Source organism: Actinophytocola sp. KF-1, from assembly GCF_054661535.1.
Map to the genome: position 1 here is coordinate 371,168 of NZ_BAAFVK010000004.1, position 17,266 is coordinate 388,433.

General features: G+C 71.6%; 8 protein-coding genes and 2 pseudogenes. 3 read left to right on the forward strand and 7 right to left on the reverse strand.

The window, feature by feature from the left end:
- Positions 1-10: 10 nt before the first annotated feature.
- From dpgA to ACYQ77_RS14850, 6 genes and pseudogenes are all read right to left on the reverse strand, one after another.
- Positions 11-1,141 carry a 3,5-dihydroxyphenylacetyl-CoA synthase DpgA gene (gene dpgA, locus ACYQ77_RS14825; RefSeq protein WP_459711444.1) on the reverse strand — a complete coding sequence of 377 codons (1,131 nt, stop codon included), beginning with the start codon at positions 1,139-1,141 and terminating at the stop codon, positions 11-13.
- A gap of 45 nt (positions 1,142-1,186) precedes the next feature.
- Positions 1,187-5,068: a non-ribosomal peptide synthetase gene (locus tag ACYQ77_RS14830; RefSeq protein ID WP_459711447.1), complete on the reverse strand. Its 3,882-nt coding sequence runs from the start codon at positions 5,066-5,068 to the stop codon at positions 1,187-1,189.
- Positions 5,065-5,886, reverse strand: coding sequence for a class I SAM-dependent methyltransferase (locus tag ACYQ77_RS14835; RefSeq protein ID WP_459711449.1), 822 nt, complete (start codon positions 5,884-5,886; stop codon positions 5,065-5,067). The genes ACYQ77_RS14830 and ACYQ77_RS14835 overlap by 4 nt, the downstream gene beginning before the upstream one ends.
- A 1-nt stretch (position 5,887) precedes the next feature.
- Positions 5,888-12,163, reverse strand: a pseudogene (locus tag ACYQ77_RS14840) (amino acid adenylation domain-containing protein); the annotation flags it as partial.
- Positions 12,160-13,464, reverse strand: a complete 1,305-nt coding sequence (locus ACYQ77_RS14845) for an aminotransferase-like domain-containing protein (protein WP_459711451.1) — start codon at positions 13,462-13,464, stop codon at positions 12,160-12,162. The gene ACYQ77_RS14845 and the pseudogene ACYQ77_RS14840, both read right to left, overlap by 4 nt.
- 8 nt (positions 13,465-13,472) lie before the next feature.
- On the reverse strand, positions 13,473-13,682 hold the full coding sequence (locus tag ACYQ77_RS14850; protein ID WP_459711453.1) for an MbtH family protein: 210 nt from the start codon (positions 13,680-13,682) through the stop codon (positions 13,473-13,475).
- A gap of 278 nt (positions 13,683-13,960) precedes the next feature.
- Between ACYQ77_RS14850 and ACYQ77_RS14855 the strand changes: the two genes are divergently transcribed.
- From ACYQ77_RS14855 to ACYQ77_RS14865, 3 genes are all read left to right on the forward strand, one after another.
- Positions 13,961-14,656, forward strand: coding sequence for a helix-turn-helix transcriptional regulator (locus tag ACYQ77_RS14855; RefSeq protein WP_459711455.1), 696 nt, complete (start codon positions 13,961-13,963; stop codon positions 14,654-14,656).
- 136 nt (positions 14,657-14,792) lie between these two features.
- On the forward strand, positions 14,793-15,797 hold the full coding sequence (locus ACYQ77_RS14860) for a pyridoxal phosphate-dependent aminotransferase (protein ID WP_459711458.1): 1,005 nt from the start codon (positions 14,793-14,795) through the stop codon (positions 15,795-15,797).
- A gap of 11 nt (positions 15,798-15,808) precedes the next feature.
- Entirely contained in the window at positions 15,809-16,804 is a 996-nt protein-coding gene (locus ACYQ77_RS14865) for a class I SAM-dependent methyltransferase (protein ID WP_459711459.1), read from the forward strand.
- Positions 16,805-16,901: 97 nt separating this feature from the next.
- Here the strand turns inward: ACYQ77_RS14865 and ACYQ77_RS14870 are convergent.
- Positions 16,902-17,093, reverse strand: a pseudogene (locus tag ACYQ77_RS14870) (sigma factor-like helix-turn-helix DNA-binding protein); the annotation flags it as partial.
- Positions 17,094-17,266 lie beyond the last annotated feature (173 nt).

Consider the following 17,266-nt stretch of genomic DNA (forward strand, 5'->3'; position numbering starts at 1 on the left):
CATGTTCAGGTCACCAGCGGACCAGTGCGGTCTCGATGGTGGAGCCGGGTCCCATGGTCATGAACACGCCGTACTCGCCGGGCCGGATGGCGCCCTCGGCCAGCAACCGCTCGTAGGAGAACAGGAACGAACCACTGGAGAGGTTCCCGTAGTCCCGCAGCACCCCGTGGGTGTGCCGGAGGTCGTACCGGGTCAGCCCGAGGTTCACGCCGACCGCGTCGACGACCTTCTTGCCGCCCGAATGGACCAGCCAGTGCGCGATGTCACCCTGCCGCAACCCGGCCCTGCCCAACAGCCGGTCCACAGTGGACCGTGCGTGCCGCCCGACCACGTAGGGGATGTCGGGGTCCAGGTAGAAGCTGAACGCGTTCTTCGCCGTGTCCCACTCGTAGCGCATCGCCTGCATCGCCTCGGTGATGACACAGCTCGTGAAGTCCACGATCCTGGGCGTCGGCCGCTGGTCGGTGTGCGTGTCCGGCGTCGTCCCGGCCACCAGCGCGACGGCCGCGGAGCCGTCCCCGAACAGGCTGTTCACCACCGAGGTCCGCATGGTCCCGTCGAACACGTACGCGGCGGAGCACGCCTCGATGCACACCATCACCGCCAGCTCACCGGGATGGCTGCGCGCCCACCCGGACACCACGTTGAGGCTGTTCAGGCCCGCGTTGCAGCCCATGCCGACCACGTCGACCCGGCTGGTGTTCCTGCTCATCTCCAGCTGCGGCATCAGCAGCGCGCTGAAGCCGGGGGTGAGGAACCCGGTCGAGGTGACACAGCACAGGTAGCCGATGTCGGACGGTTCGGCGCCGATGTGCTTGAGGCACTCCTGCACCGCCCTGGTCCCCATGCTGACGCCCTGCGCCTTGTGCTTGGCGAGCAGCTCGCCGGTCGTCTCCGCCCGGATCCCGTCGGGACCGGGTTCGGGCAGCGTGAGGAACCGGCGTTCGATGGCGCTGTTGAGGTAGACCGAGCGGACGCGGGGGTCGGTGATGCCGAGCAGGTCGACGAGCTCCCGTTGCGAGTACGCCGTTTCCGGCACCGCGGTGCCCACCGCGAGGATCCGGGCCAGCTCGGTCGAACCGAGTTCGGGCGGGTCCAGGGTCCGGACCAGGCCGGGGTGCGACATCATCGGAACGTCCACCCCCACATCCGGGTCTTGCTCCGGATGAGCTTCTTGATCTGGCGGTCAGTCAAGGTCCCCTATCCTTTCGCCGATGATCGGCCCGATCGTGGCCATCACGTCCGGCTTGACGATGTCGAAGTGGCCGCAGTCGAGCCGGTGGAACGTCGTGGCGCCGGTCAGGTGCGGCCGCCACTGCTCCGGTTCGTCGTGGGCCGCGGTGAAGGCGAGCACCGGGCCGTCGAACGTGCCGGGGGTGTGCCCGGTCATGGCGCGCAGGTTGGCCATCGTGACGGCGACGAGCCGGTCGAGGGTGTCGTCGTCGAGCGAGTTCAGCGGGCTCGCGGCCGCGGTGAGCCGTTCCCTGCGGTCGGCGCCGTCGCCGTCGACGAGCCCGTCCAGCCCGACGTGGTTCGCCTCCTCGACGGTGATCTCCGCCGGCCCGTCCCCGCCGGGCAGCGCGTCCAGCAGGACGAGCAGCGCCACGTCCTCGCCCCGGTCCCGCAGCTCCGCGGCCACCTGGTGCGCGAGGGTGCCGCCGAACGACCAGCCGACGAGGATGTACGGCCCCCGGCCGGACAGCGCCATGATCCGGTTCCGGTACTCGGCGGCCAGCCGGGTCGCCGACCGGTCGTCGACGGGCCCGGACCGCAGCCGCATGTCCTGCAACGCGTACACCGGGTGGCCCGCGGGGATGTGCCGGGACAGCGACGAGTAGCCCCAGCCGAGGCCGTTCGCGGGCGGCAGCAGGAACACCGGCGCCCGCTCCCCCGTGCCGCGGTAGGTGAGCACGGTGTCGAGCTGCGCCGAACCGCCGTCGGCCATGAGCCGGTCCAGCTTCTCGACGGTCGGCGCCGCGAACACGTCGCCCACCTCGAGGTCGCCGCCGAGCACCGCGTTGATCCGGCTGACCAGCCGGATCACCAGCATGGAGTGGCCGCCCAGCTCGAAGAAGCTGTCGTCGACGCCCAGCTCGTCCTCGTCGAGGTCGAGCACCTCGGCGAACAGGTCGCGGAGGATCCGCTGGCGCGGCGTGACCGGTTGCCGCCCGCCGGGCAGCGCGGCGGGCGCGGGCAACGCCGCCCGGTCGACCTTGCCGTTGGCGGTCAACGGCAACGCGTCCAGCACCACCAGCACCGGCGGGACCATGTAGTCCGGCAGCGTGCCTGCGAGGTGCGCCCGCACGTCGTCGAGGTCGGGCTCGTCCGCACCGCGCACGAGGTAGCCGACGAGGGACAGCTCGCCGAGCCGGGTCTCGCGGGCGACGACCACCGACCCGTGCACGTCCGGGTGCCGGTCGAGCGCGGCCTCGATCTCGCCGAGCTCGATCCGGAAGCCGCGGACCTTCACCTGGTGATCGGTGCGGCCGAGGTACTCGAGCCTGCCGTCGCGGGCCCACCGGCCCAGGTCGCCCGTGCGGTACATGCGGGCGCCGGGCGGGCCGTACGGGTCGGCGACGAACCTGCCCGCGGTGAGGCCCGGCCGCCCGAGGTAGCCGCGGGCCACGCCGGCGCCCGCGATGTACAGCTCCCCGATCGTCGCGTCCGGCACCGGCCGCAGCCGGTCGTCGAGCACGTACACGCGGGTGTTGGCGACCGGTGCGCCGATGGCGGGCGCGCCGGGGCGGCCGTCGAGCCGGGTGCAGGTCGAGTAGACCGTGGTCTCCGTGGGGCCGTACAGGTTGACGACCTCGCCGCCGAGCTTGCGCAGCTCGTCGGCGACGTGCCGGGGCAGCGCCTCGCCGCCGGTGAGCACGCGCAGCGACCGCAACGACTCCGGCACGACCGTCAGCAACAGCTGCCACAGGCTGGGCGTGGCCTGCATGATCGTGACGTGCTCGCGCTCGATCAGCTCCGCGAGCCGGGCGGGCTCCCGCACCGCGTCGCGGGGCACGAGCACGAGCGTGCCGCCGCTGATCAGGGGCGGGTACAGCTCCAGCACCGACGCGTCGAACGCCGCGGTCGACACGGCGGCCAGCCGGTCCTGTTCGCCGAGGCGCAGCAGGTCGCGCATGGCGAGCTGGAAGTTCACCAGGTTGCGGTGCGACACGACCACGCCCTTGGGCCGTCCCGTCGACCCGGACGTGTAGATCACGTACGCGGCGCCGTCGGCGGGGAGCGGCCCGGCACCGGGTCCGACGTCCGCGGGTTCGTCCCCGAGGTCGTCGAGCACGATCCGGTCGCAGTCCGCGGGGAGCCGCTCGGCGGAGGCCCGGTCGGTCAGCACGACGACGGGCCGGGCGTCGTCGAGCATGAACGCGATGCGTTCCACCGGGTACCCGGGGTCGACCGGCAGGTAGGCGCCGCCCGCCTGCCACACCGCCAGGATCGCGACCGGCAGCCAGTCCGATCTGGACAGTGCGAGCGCGACCAGGCGTTCCGCGCGCACGCCCCGCGCGCGGAGCACCCCGGCCAGGCGGGCCGCCCGGTCGAGCAGTTCGCGGTAGGTGACGCGGCGGTCGCCCGCCACCACCGCGACGTTGTCCGGTGTCCTGGCCGCCTGCGCCGCGATCAGGTCGGCCAGCCGGACGTCGGGGAGCAGGCGCGCGGTGTCGTTCCGCGTGGTGAGCAGCAGCCTCCTGTCCTCGTCGTCGAGCAGGTCGACCTGGCTCAGCCGCACGTCCGGGTGCTCGGCCACCGTCGCCAGCACCCGCACCAGCTGCCGGGCGATGGTCGCGGCGGACTCGGGCCGGAACAGGTCGGCCGCGTACTCCACGACACCCTTGAGCCCGGCCGGTTCCCCCGCCGCGTCGCGTTCCTCGCCCAGGTAGAAGGAGAGGTCGAACTTCGCGACGTCGCTCGCCGACCGCACCACCGTGCTCGGCAGGCCGAGCAGGTTCACGTGCCCGGTGCCGCCGCTCGCGAGGGTGAAGAACACCTGGAACAGCGGGTGCCTGGCAGGCGAGCGGGCCGGTTGCAGCGCCTCGACGAGCCGGTCGAACGGCATGTCCTGGTGCTCGAACGCGGCGAGGTCGGCATCGCGGACCCGGTGCAGCAGCTCGGTGAACGTCGGGTCGCCGCCGGTGCCGGTGCGCAGCACCAGCGAGTTCACGAACAACCCGACCAGCTCGTCGAGCGCCTCGTCGGTCCGGCCGGCCACCGCGGTGCCGAGCGGGAGGTCGGTGCCGCAGCCCAGCCGGGTGAGCAGGGTCGCGATGGCCGCCTGCACGACCATGAACACGCTCGTCTGCTCCCGGTGCGCCAGGTCGCACAGTCGCCTGTGGACGGCCGGGCTCGCCGCGAAGTCGACCGTGCCGCCGCGGAACGAGGACTGGGCCGGGCGGGGGAAGTCCGCGGGCAGCGCCAGTTCCTCCGGCAGGCCGGCCAGCGCGCCGCGCCAGAACTCGAGCTGACGACGGTACTCGTCCGTCGGCTCGTCGTCGGTGCCCATGAGTTCCCGTTGCCAGTACACGTAGTCGCGGTACTGCACGGGCAGCGGCGACCACCGCGGGGCGGCGCCCGCGAGCCGGGCCTGGTACGCGGTGGTCAGGTCACGGCTCAGCGGGCCCATCGACACGCCGTCGGCGGCGATGTGGTGCAGCAGCAGGACCAGCACGTGGTCCCGGGGGCCGACGGTGAGCAGCCGCACGGACAGCGGGAGGTCGCACGAGAGGTCGAACGCGCGCGTGGTGGCCGCCGCCAGCCGGTCGTCCAGCTCCGCCGCGTCGACCACCTCGTGCACGAGGTCGATCCGCACGTCGTGTTCCGGCAGGACCCGCTGGGCGGGTTCGCCGTCCCGGTCGACGTAGACCGTGCGCAGGACCTCGTGCCTGCCGACCACGTCGGTGACCGCGGCGCGCAGCGCGTCGGTGTCGACCTCCGCGTGCACCCGGCTGACCAACGGGATGTTGTAGGTCGGCGACGGCCCTTCCAACCGGTGCAGGAACCAGAACCGCCGCTGGGCGTAGGACAGCGGCAGCTCGTCCGTCGTGACCGGGATCGTCGTCACCGCTTCCGCCAGACGGTCACGTGGGACTCGAAGTAGTTGTACTCGCGCGGGTTCTCGCGCAGCACGCCCGGCTCGTCGGACTCCGTGATCAGGTCGAAGTCCTTGTGCAGCAGGGTCTTGAGCGCTTCCGCGCTCGGCGTGCGGTGCGCGGAGGAGCCGAGCCACTCGCTGGGCGGGGTGTACTCCGCGAGCCACGCCCACGGGCACGCGACCATCATCAGCCCGCCCGTGCGCAGGAAGTCCACCGACGCCGACAGCTGCGCCAGGCACGCCTCCGGCCGCCACACCCGGTCGAGCACGTTGGACAGCACGACCGCGTCGAACGCGTGCTCCTGCGCCTGCAACGTGTTCGCGTCGCCGACCGCGAACCGCAGCCGGGCACGCTCACCGGGATCGGGGACCTGGATGCGCACCTCGCGGTAGAACGGGCCCTCCTCGATCACCGAGAACGTCCCGCCGCCGTTGGCGGTCAGCTCCGTCGCGATGCCGACGGACCGGGGGCTCGCGTCGATGCCGACGACCTCCTCCCGCACCCACGTGGCGAGCGCGTGGCTGAGGCCGCCGACGTTGCAGCCGACGTCGAGTGCCCGGTCCACCACGGTGCCGGTGCGGTCCGCGCACGACCGGAGCAGGCCGGACAGCCGCAGGCAGTAGCCGTGCGCGTAGGCGAGCGGGTGCGTGGTCCGGTCGAAGTTCTCCTCGAGGCTGCCGTAGTGCATGAGCAGGTACTTCGACAGGTCGCGGGACGTGTCGTACTGGGCGCCGGGGTCGTGTTCGAGCAGTTCGTCGCCTTTGAGCAGCACCGGGGGGACCGTCATCTCATTTCCCTTTCGAGGTTGTGTCCGTCGACCGGCGCCGCAGGGCGGGCCGCGCCGACCGCACGGTCAGCAGGTTGGGTTCGAGCGTGGCGACCGTCGGGTTCTCGAAGAGGAGCCGGACGCTCATCTCCACGCCCAACGTCGACCGGATCCGGTTCACCAGGCGGGTCGCCAGGAGGGAATGGCCACCGGCGTCGAAGAAGTTGTCGGTCACCCCGAACTCCGGCAGCCCCAGCACGTCGGCGAACAGGCCGCACAGCGCCTCCTGGCGCGGGTTCTCCGGCTTGGCGCCGCCGCCCGTGCGGTACACCGGCGCGGGCAGCGCGGCGCGGTCGAGCTTTCCGTTGGCGGTCAACGGCAACGCTTCCAGCGGCACGATCGCGGCGGGCACCATGTAGTCCGGCAGCCTGGCCGCCAGCGCACCGCGCAGCCGGACCGCGTCCACGCTCGCCGGCACGACGTAGGCCACCAGCTGCTTCTCCCCCGACTGGTCGGCGTGCGCGAGCACCGCGGCCTGCCGCACCCCGTCGCTCGCGGTCAGCGCGCTCTCGATCTCGCCGAGCTCGACGCGGAAGCCCCGCACCTTCACCTGGTCGTCGGAGCGGCCGAGGAACAGCAGGCGCCCCGCGGAGTCGTACCGCACCACGTCACCGGTGCGGTACATCAGCTCACCCGGCCGCCCGAACGGGCAGGCCACGAACCGCTCCGCGGTCAGGCCCGGCCGGCCCGCGTAGCCGCGCGCCATGCCGGCGCCCGCGAGGTACAGCTCCCCAGCGACCCCCGGCGGCACCGGCTGCAGGTACTCGTCGAGCACGTAGCGGCGGACGCCGCGCATCGGGTGTCCCAACGGGACGGTCGGCCCGACCTCCTCGCCCGCCCGCCACGGGTACTGCGTCACGCACAGGGTCATCTCCGTCGGCCCGTACGTGGTGCGGACGATCGTGCCGGGGCAGTTCCGCAGGGTGTGCTCGACTGCGCTCGCCGAGATCACGTCCCCGCCGGTGGTCACCTCGGTCAGGTCGCGGAAGACGTCGACCAGGTCGTCGGCGATCACCCGGAAGAGCCCGGCCGTCAGGCTCAGCTTCGTGACCCCGTGCGTGCGGACCAGCGACCGCAACGTCACCGCGTCGAGGTCACCGGGTGGGGCGACCACGACCGTGCCGCCCGCGAACAGCGGCCCCCAGATCTCCCACGTGGTCGCGTCGAACGCGTGCGGCGAGTGCAGCAGCACCCGGTCGCCGGGGCCCATGGTCCACGACGGGTCGCGGATCAGGTCGACGACACCCTGGTGGGTGATCTGGATGCCCTTCGGTTCGCCGGTGGAGCCGGAGGTGTACATGACGTAGCACAGCTGGCCGGGCCGCACGACCGGCAACGGGCCGGCCGGGTCGTCGTGCGTGTGCTCGCAGGTGATCACGTGCCTGCCCGCCTTGGAGGCGGCGATCGCGAGGTCGTGGTCGCCGAACGCCTTGTCCACGATGAGGACCGGCGAGCCGCTGGCGGCGTCGACCGACCGCATCCGCGCGAGCGGGTACGCGGCGGAGATCGGCAGGTAGGCGCCGCCCGCCTTGAGCGTGGCCAGGAACGCGACGATGAGGTCGACCGACCGTTCCATGAGGACCGGCACCGTGGTCTCCGCACCGACGCCCGCCGCGCGCAGCACGCGGGCCAGCCGTTCGGCCCGCTCCCGCAGTTCCGCGTAGGACAGTTCCGTCGTGCCGTCGGTGACCGCGACGGCGTGCGGGAACCGCGCCGCCGCCGCGTCGAACGCCGCGACGACCGTGCCGGGCTCGGCGGCCGGGGTGTCCTCCGGTTCGGTGAGCAGGCGCCGTTCGGCGTCGGTCAGGATGTCGAACTCGCCGAGCCTGGTCGCCGGGTCCGCCGCGGCCCGGTGCAGGATCGCGGCCAGCCGCCTGCCGAGCAGCTCGGCGGTCTCGTGCGTGAACAGGTCGGTGGCGTACCCGATGCTGATGGCGAGGTCGGCGTCCCCCGGCTCGTCGGAGACCGTGATGTCCAGGTCGAACTTGACGATGCTGAGCCTCGTCGGTTCCGCCTCCGCGTCGAGGCCCGCGAGCGGGAACGAGCTGGGCGCCCGGTCCGCGCGGGACAGCGCGACCTGGAACAGCGGGTGCCTGGCGAGCGAGCGGGCCGGGCGCAGGTGCTCGACGAGGCGCTCGAACGGGAGGTCCTGGTGGTCGAGCGCGGTGAGGTCGGTGTCGCGGACCCGGCACAGCAGCTCGGTGAAGGTCGGGTTGCCCGCGGTGTCGTTGCGCAACACCAGCGAGTTGACGAAGAACCCGACCAGCTCGTCCAGCACGTCGTCGGCGCGGCCGGCGACCACGGTGCCGAGCGGGATGTCGGTGCCGCACCCCATCCTGGTCAGCAGCGCCGCGATGGCGGCCTGCACCACCATGAACGACGTCGCGTCGTTGGCGCGTGCCAGCGCCCGCAGCCGCGCGTGCGTCGCGGCGTCGACCGACACGTCCACCCGGCCCGCCCGGTAGGACGCCTGGGCGGGGCGCGGGAAGTCCGTCGGCAGCGGGAGTTCCTCCGGCAGCCCGGCCAGCGCCGTGCTCCAGTACCGGAGTTGCCTGCTGATCTCGCTGTCCGGGTCGTCCGCACCGCCGAGCAGTTCCCGTTGCCAGAGCGTGTAGTCCCGGTACTGCACCGGCAGCGCCTCCCACACCGGTGCCGTGCCCGCGCAGCGGGCGGCGTACGCGGTGGACAGGTCCCGGCTCAGCGGGCCCATCGACACCCCGTCGCCCGCGATGTGGTGCAGCGTCAGCACCAGCAGGTGCTCCTCGTCGCTGACGCTGAACAACCGGACCGCCAGCGGGAGGTCGGCGGACAGGTCGAACGCGCGCGCCGAGGCCGCGGTCACCGCGGGTTCCAGCGCGCCGGGCGCCACCGTCTCGTGGGCGAAGTCGACGCGTGCCGCACCGGCCGGGACGATCCGCTGCGCGGGCTCGCCGTCGACCTCGACGTAGACGGTGCGCAGCACCTCGTGCCGGGTGACCACGTCGCCGATGGCGGCCCGCAGCGCCGCGACGTCGACGCGCCCGCGCAGCCGGGTCGTCACCGGCACGTTGTAGGTGGCGGACGCGCCCTCGAGGCGGTGCAGGAACCACAGCCTGCGCTGCGCGAACGACAGCGGCAGCGGCTCCGGCGGGTTCGCGACCGCGCGCAGCGGCGGGCGGACGGCGCCCGACACCAGGTGCGGCTCCAGGCCGGCGACGGTGGGGTTCTCGAACAGCAGCCGGACGCCCATCTCCACGTTCAGCGTCGACCGGATCCGGTTCGCCAGCCGCGTCGCGAGCAGGGAGTGCCCGCCCAGGAGGAAGAAGTTGTCGTCCACACCGACCTCGGGCAGCCCGAGCACGGCGGCGAACAGCTGGCACAGCACCTCCTGCCGGGCCGTGCGGGGTTTGCCGCTGCCGGCCCCCGTGCCGTACGTCGGCGCGGGCAGCGCCCGCCAGTCCAGCTTCCCGTTCGAGGTCAGCGGCAGCTCGTCCACCTGCACGAACGCCGAGGGCACCATGTAGTCGGGCAACCGGACGCCCAGTTCCCTGCGCAGCAGCGGCACGTCGACCGTCCCGCCGTCGGGCACCACGTACGCCACCAGCCGCTTGTCGCCGGGCTGGTCCGTCCGCACGATCACCGCGGCCTGCCGCACGCCGTCGAGCGCCGCCAGCGCGGTCTCGATCTCGCCGAGCTCGATGCGGAAACCCCGCACCTTCACCTGGTTGTCGGAGCGCCCGACGAACACGAGCCTGCCGTCGGGCAGCCAGCGCACGACGTCCCCGGAGCGGTACATCACCTCCCCGGGCGCCCCGAACGGGCACGCGACCCAGCGCGCCGCGGTCAGGTCCGGCCTGCCGACGTAACCCCGGCCCAGACCGGGGCCCGCCACGTACAGCTCGCCGGCGACACCGACCGGGACCGGCTGCAGGAACTGGTCCAGCACGTAGAGGTCGGTGTTGGCGACCGGCACGCCGAGCGTGACCGGCTCACCCGCGCACAGCCAGGCACCGGTGCTGATGACCGTCGCCTCGCTGGGCCCGTAGGAGTTCACCAGCCGGTGGGTGGTCCCCCAGTTGTCGACCAGCCACTGCGGCACCTCCTCGCCCGCGACGATGAGCATCGCGCCCGGCGGGAACGTGCCCGGCCGCAACGAGGCGAGCAGCGACGGCGTGACCGTGACGTGGGTGGTCCGGCGGACCAGTGCGGCGTCGGCGGGGTCGGCGGACGTGAGCCGGTCCGGGTCGAAGGGGATCACCGCGCCACCGGCCAGCAGCGCCATGAGGATCTCCCACGGCGACCCGTCGAAGCCGATCGAGCAGATCTGCAGGACGCGGCTGCCCGGCCGGACCTCGAAGTCCGCGCTGAACCGGTGCCGCAGCCGGGTGATGCCGCGGTGCGTGAGCACGGCGCCCTTCGGGGTGCCGGTCGAGCCGGACGTGTAGATCACGTAGGCGCCGTTGTCCAGGGACAGCCGCGGCCGGGGGTCGTCCGACGGCAGGTCCGCGATCTCCTGCCACAGACCGGCGCCCGCGACGAGCCGGGGCGCGGCGGTGACGGGCAGGTGGTCCGGGTCGTCGACGATGACCACGGCGGGCGCGGTCTCGTCGAGGATCCGCTGCTTGCGCGCGGCCGGGTAGGCGGGCTCGACCGGGACGTAACACCCGCCTGCCTTGGCGACCGCGAGCATGACCGTGACGAGGTCCGGTGTGCGGCGCATCGACACCGCCACGTGCACGTCCGGGCCGACGCCGTGGCCTGCGAGGTGGTGCGCCAGCCGGTTCGCCATGGCGTTCAGCTCGCGGTAGGTGACCTCCCGCTCGCCGACGACCGCGACCTCGTCCGGGTGCTCGCGCACCTGCTGTTCGAACAGGGCGGGCAGCGTCTCCTGCGGCACGCGTGGCGTCGCGGCGTTGAACTCGCCGAGCAGGCGGGTGCGCTCGGCCGTGCCGAGGATGTCCACTGAGGACAGCGGCAGGTCCGGTGCGGCGGCGACCTGGGTCAGCAGCCGCACCAGGCGCTGTCCCACGGTCTCCGCACTGGCCCTGGTGAACAGGTCCTCCGCGTAGGTGAGCTTCACCTGCAGGTCGCCGTCGTCGCGGACGACGAACCCGAAGAACAGGTCGAACTTCGCGGTGTCGAACGGCGGTTGCTCGGCGACGCCGTTGAGGCCGGTCAACGCCAGCACGTCGCCGCGGTCGACGGTCATGGCGACCTGGAACAGCGGGTGCCTGGCGAGCGACCGGGCGGGCTGGAGGTGTTCGACGAGGCGCTCGAACGGCAGGTCCTGGTGGTCGAACGCGGCCAGGTCGGCACGCCTGGTCCGGTCCACCAGCTCGGCGAACGTGGGGTTGCCGCCGGTGTCGTTCCGCAGCACCAACGAGTTCACGAAGAACCCGACCATGTCGTCGAGCGCCTCGTCGGTGCGGCCGGAGACCACCGTCCCCAGCGGGATGTCGTCGCCGCAGCCGAGCCGGGTCAGCAACGCCGCGGTCGCCGCCTGCACCACCATGAACAGCGTCGCGTCGTGCGTGCGGGCGATGTCGACGAGCCCGGCGTGGGTCGCGGCGGCGATGGTCAGGTCCACCCGGCCCGCGCGGTACGACGCGCGCGCCGGGCGCGGGAAGTCCGTCGGCAGCGGCAGTTCCTCCGGCAGCCCGTCCAGCGCCGTCCGCCAGTAGTCGAGCTGCCTGCTGATCTCGCTGTCCGGGTCGTCCTCCGCGCCCAGCAGTTCCCGCTGCCACAACGTGTAGTCCTGGTACTGCACCGGGAGCGGCTCCCAGTCGGGAGCGCCGCCGGCACAGCGGGCCACGTACGCCTGCGAGAGGTCGCGGCTCAGCGGCACCATCGACGCGCCGTCGCCCGCGATGTGGTGCAGCGTCAGCACCAGCACGTGCTCGCGCTCCCCCACGCTGAACAACCGCGCCGACAGCGGCGGCTCGGCCGCCAGGTCGAAGACCCGGCTGGACGCGGCGAGCACCGCGGCGTCCAGTTCCTCGTGGGTCACCACCTGGTGCGCGAAGTCGATCCGCACCTCGCCGGCCGGGATCACCCGCTGCACCGGCTCGCCGTCGACCTCGACGTACACGGTGCGCAGCACCTCGTGCCGGGCCACCACGTCCGCGATGGCCGCGGACAGCGCGGTGACGTCCATCGCGTCGTGGATGCGCGTGATCACCGGGATGTTGTAGGTGGCCGACGGTCCGTCCAGCCGGTGCAGGAACCACAGGCGGCGCTGCGAAAACGACAACGGGATCATGCTTGGCTACTCTCTTTCACGAAGCCGGTCAGCCGTTTCATTCCTTCGGTGATCTCCGCGGGGCTGAGGTGGCTGAACGACAGCCGGATCCTCGGCCGCGGACGGCCGTCGCCGTGGAAGTGGTGGATGGGTGTCCAGAGCACGCCGTGTTCGCGCGCGGACCGTTCCAGTTCCTCGTCCCCGGCCGGGAAGGGCACGTCCAGCACGATGAAGAACCCGCCGGCGGGGTCGTTCCAGGTGACCGCCGGGGTCGTCCCGGCGGGGAACGCCTCGGCCAGCCCGGCACGCACCATGCGCAGGTTGCGCAGGCAGGCGTCGACCTCGCGTTTGTTGGCGGCCCGGAGGCTGTACCCGTGGTCCAGCAGCTTCCCGGCGATCACCGCCTGCCCGATGGGCGCGGTGTTGACCGTCAGGACGCTCTTCAGCTTGGCCAGCTGGTCGGCGAACAACTCGGTGCCCGTGCCGGTGGCCACCGGCTGGTCCGCGACCGCGAACCCGACCCGCGCGCCGGGGAACACCGTCTTCGCGAAGGAGCAGACGTACACGACCCGGTGTGCGGTGTCGAGCGCCTTGAGCGTCGGCACCCGTTCCTGGTCGCCGGTGAACAGGCTGTACGGGTTGTCCTCGATCAGCAGGATCCGCTCGTCCTCGGCGATCCGCAGCACCTCGCGCCGGGTGGCGAGCGACATGGTCAGGCCGGTCGGGTTGGCGAAGTCGGTGTTGAGGTACAGCACGCGCGGGCGTGCCCCCGAGGCACGCGCGGTGTGGATCGCGGTGCGCAGCTCGGCCAGGTCGATGCCGTCGGCGGTGCTCGGCACCGGGATGGCCCGCATGTCCGCGAGTTGCGCGGCGCCGGTGAAACCGACGTACGCGGGCCGCACGTAGAACGCGACGTCGTCGGCCGTGCGGCGCAGCGCCCGCAGCACGAGGTAGATCGCCTCCTGCGCGCCGACGGTCACCACGATCGACTCCGGGTCGACGTCGATGCCCTCGTCGACGAGCAGCATCCTGGCGATGACGTCGTGGACGATGCCCTTGGTGCGGCCGTACTGGAGCAGCGTGCGGCGCACGTGCACCTCGTCGCCGCCGCACTGCCGCATCAGGTGCGCGACGTAGGTGTCCACGTAGTGGTGGACCAGCTCGGTGGAGTAGAACTCGTCGTACGGCCTGCCCGCCGCGAACGAGATGGCGCCGGGAAAACGCAGTGCGATCTCGTTGAGGAAATTCATCACGCCGGCGTCGGCCGATCCGACGAACGAGCACAGGTCGTCCACGGCCAGCGGGGGCGCGATTCCGGTCACCGCGGCCATCAACCCGCCCGCATCGCGGCGATCAGGCTGTTCGGCCGCATGTCCACCCAGTTCTTTTCGACGTATTCGACGCAGACCGCACGCGGCGCGTCGGCCAGCCGCACCGTCCACCCGGCGGGCACCTCGGCGAACGACGGCCAGACGCAGTGCTGCCCCTCGTCGTTGACCAGGACCTTGAAACTGGCGTTCTCGTCGTCGAACGGATTCATCACAAATCCTCCCCAACAGTGGGATTTCTGGGGCTGATCGCCACATTGGCCGCGCCGCCGGGAAATTGATCTTCCGGCATTCGTCCGGCGTTTGTCCGGCCCTTGCCATGTGTACCGGAAGGGTCATGCAGGAATCCAGCGTTCTGTCACGAACTGGACAGCGATCAACTTGCCGCGACCCCGGTCCGGGCGAGACAACCTCAATGAAAAAGTGAGCGCGCGACCGCATGCTGACCAAGGCTCCGCAACCGGCGACCGTGTAACGGGGGAGAGGGAATATGCCCGCATCGGGGAACGACGCGCCGCCTCGTGGCGATAGTCGGCTGGTCCAGAAGGCGTATCCGGTCGCCGACATTCGCGCGATCGAATTGATCGAAAGGATTACTTCCGATCAGGCGCCGGGCACCGCGATCGCGAGGGCGTCCTGCGCGTCGTGGGCGGACTGCGAAGCGCTCGGCATCGTCGACGCGCTGCACCGCGACATCCTGCGCATCGGGCACCGGCTGCAGTTGTTGCTGCACCGCTCGGTCTTCGCCACCCCGAACGACCCCCGGCTCATCCGGCTCGGCGCGCTGGGCGCGGAGGTCCGCGTCACCCACCGGAGCCTGCCCGACATGCTCGTCTTCGGCGCCGAGGTGTTCACCGTCGCGCACCGGGACCGCGGCGAGGAGCAGCGCCAGGTCGTCCACGTCCGCAGCAGGGAGCTCAGCACGAGCCTTCTTCACCTGTTCGGCGGATTGTGGGAGCACGCGGAGGACATCGCGTCCGCCCGGCGGGCCGAGGACACCATCCAGGCGACCGTGCTCTCCTATCTCTACGCGGGCACGCTCGACGACGCGGCGGCCCGCGAAATGGGCATCTCGGTGCGCACCTATCGCCGCTACGTGGCCAAGGTCCTGCGCGACCTCAACGTCACTTCCCGGTTCCAGGCCGGGGTCAAAGCCGCCAACCTCAAACTGCTGTCCGGTTTATGACAAGCCGGGTCCCCTGATTTATCTTGCCGACCGATCCGGGCCACACCTACCATGGTGAACCATCGGCCGAGATCCCAGGCAATTCTCCATCGGGGGTTTGATGACGGCGATCCAAGGTCTGGACAAATTCACTGATGTGTTACGGCTGCACGCCAGCGAGAATGTTTACGGCGCGAGTCCCGTCGTGCTCGGCGCGGTTGCCGAAGAACTGTCCCGAATACATCGTTATCCCGACAGCGCAGGCACCGAACTCGTCGGTGCGATCGCCGGTTTCCACGGTGTCGGCCCGGAACGGGTCAGCATCGGCAACGGCGTGGACGAGGTCATCCTGCTGCTGGTACTCGCCCTCGCCGACGGCACTCGGCCCGCCCTGACCACGGACGCGACGTTCACGAGCTACCGGGAGAGCATGCGTGCCGCCGGGCAGCCGTACACGACCTGCGCACTGCGGGACTACCGGATCCCGGTCGACGACCTCGCGGCGCGGCTGCGGGCCGGCGCGCCGTTCGCCTTCGTGTGCACGCCGCACAACCCGACCGGCGGCGTCCTCGACGAGGCGGCGCTCACGACGCTGCACCAGGCCGCGATCGCGGGCGGCGGCGTGCTGATCGTCGACGAGGCGTACGGCGAGTTCGCGGGCGCGGACTTCGCGTCGGCCCTGCCCGCCGCCGCCACCGGCAGGAACATCTGCGTCATGAAGACGTTCTCCAAGGCGTACGGCCTCGCGGGCCTGCGCGTCGGGTACGTGGTGGGCGACCCCGCCGTCATCGCCAAGGTCAACCGGCTCCACCCCGCGGTGCCCTACCACGTCAACCGGCTGGCGCAACGCGCCGCCGTGGCGGCGCTGGCGGACCAGGAGTTCATGCGGGAGTGCGTGGCCAGGACGGTGGAAACGCGGGAACACTTCCGCGACCGCCTGCGGGCGCTCGGCCTGCGCTGCCCGCCATCGCGGGGGAACTTCGTGCTCGTGCACCTCGGCCCGGACCACGAGAGCCTCGTCATGTTGTTGCGGGCCAACGGTTTCGCGGTGCGGGACACCGCCGACATGGGTCTGCCGCACCACATCAGGGTGTCCATCGGCACCCCCGGCCAGATGCAGGCGTTCCTCGACGGACTGGCCGACCTGCTAACCCTACGATGAAGAAGGTCAGGATGCCGACCAACTCCCTTTTCAACTCCGCCCTGGCCACCTTCGCGATCAGCGCGACCGACGAGCTCGGCTTCCTGGACGAACTCCACGACGCCGCGAAGGTGGACGTGCAGGCGTTCCAGGAGCAGCGGAACCTGCACGGCCCGTCCCTGCTGGCACTGCTGGAGGTGCTGGCGCAGGCGGGGGTCGTGGAGCCGGTGGGCACGAACCCGGTCATCCTGACCGCGGGCCCGGAGTTCGAGGAGGTGTGGCTGAACAAGGGCTACTTCCGCTGGCTCATCCGCGGCTACGGCCGGATGCTCAGCCAGGCGGCGGACTTCTGCGACCCGGCCTTCCGCGCGTCGACGAACCCCATGGCCCACCGCGACGGCGGCCACATCGCGATCGCAGGCAAGGACTACGGCGGCCACTTCGTCGACCCGGTGGTGGAACGGCTCGTCGACGACCTGCGCTTCGACGTCGCCATCGACCTCGGCTGCGGCAGCGCCAACCGGGTGATCCGCCTCGCCAAGCGGTTGCCGGACAAGCACTTCATCGGCGTCGACATGGACGCGGGCGCGGTGCGCGTCGCCCGCGCCGCGGTCGAGGCAGCCGGCCTGACCGACCGCGTCACGGTCATCCACGACGACGTCCGCGACCCGTCCGACCACCCCGAGTACGCCACGGCCGAGGTCGCGTTCTCCTTCTTCCTCGGCCACGACTTCTGGCCACGCGAGAACTGCCTGCACACGCTGGCCCGCCTGCGCCACCGCCTGCCGAAGGTGACCGACTTCCTGTTCAGCGACACCCACCGCTCCCCCGGCCTCGACGGCGGCCAGCCCCCGGTCTTCACGCTCGGCTTCGAGCTGACGCACGCGTTGATGGGCCAGCACGTGCCGACCGCCGCGGAGTGGCTCGACCTGTTCGAGGACTCGGCGTGGCGACTCCGCGACCGCCACCCGCTCGGCATCGCCTACAGCGACATCTTCCACCTGGTCCCCCGCGATAAGGCGGAATGAAAGCGGGCCCGGCATCCTCGATCGCGGTCCCCGGGCCGAGCCTCCTCCCGAACTCACGGGGGGAGGCCGGCCGACACCCCTTCAATTCGCTTGCTCATCAGCACACTTCCTCGACCGACGGGGTCGTCCGGAGCTTGGCGAGTGCCCGGTGTTGCGCGACGCGGACGGCGCCCGGGGTGGACCCGAGTGGTTCCACCGTCTCTTCTGCCGACAACCCGACGAGGGCTCTGAGCAGAACGATGTCCCATTGCTTGTCCGGGAGCACGGAGAGCAGTTCGGCCAGCCGTTCAACCACATCACCCGAACGGGTACGGAGGTAGGAACACAGAGCCGCATCCGCGTCCAGACGTGCACCGCGGTCTTCGGCACGCCGCGTCGAGCTGATCCAGTGCGACGACGTCCGGCCGGATCGATCCTCGCCGCGGGATCTGGCCGGACTCGATCACGGTGATCTAGACTCCG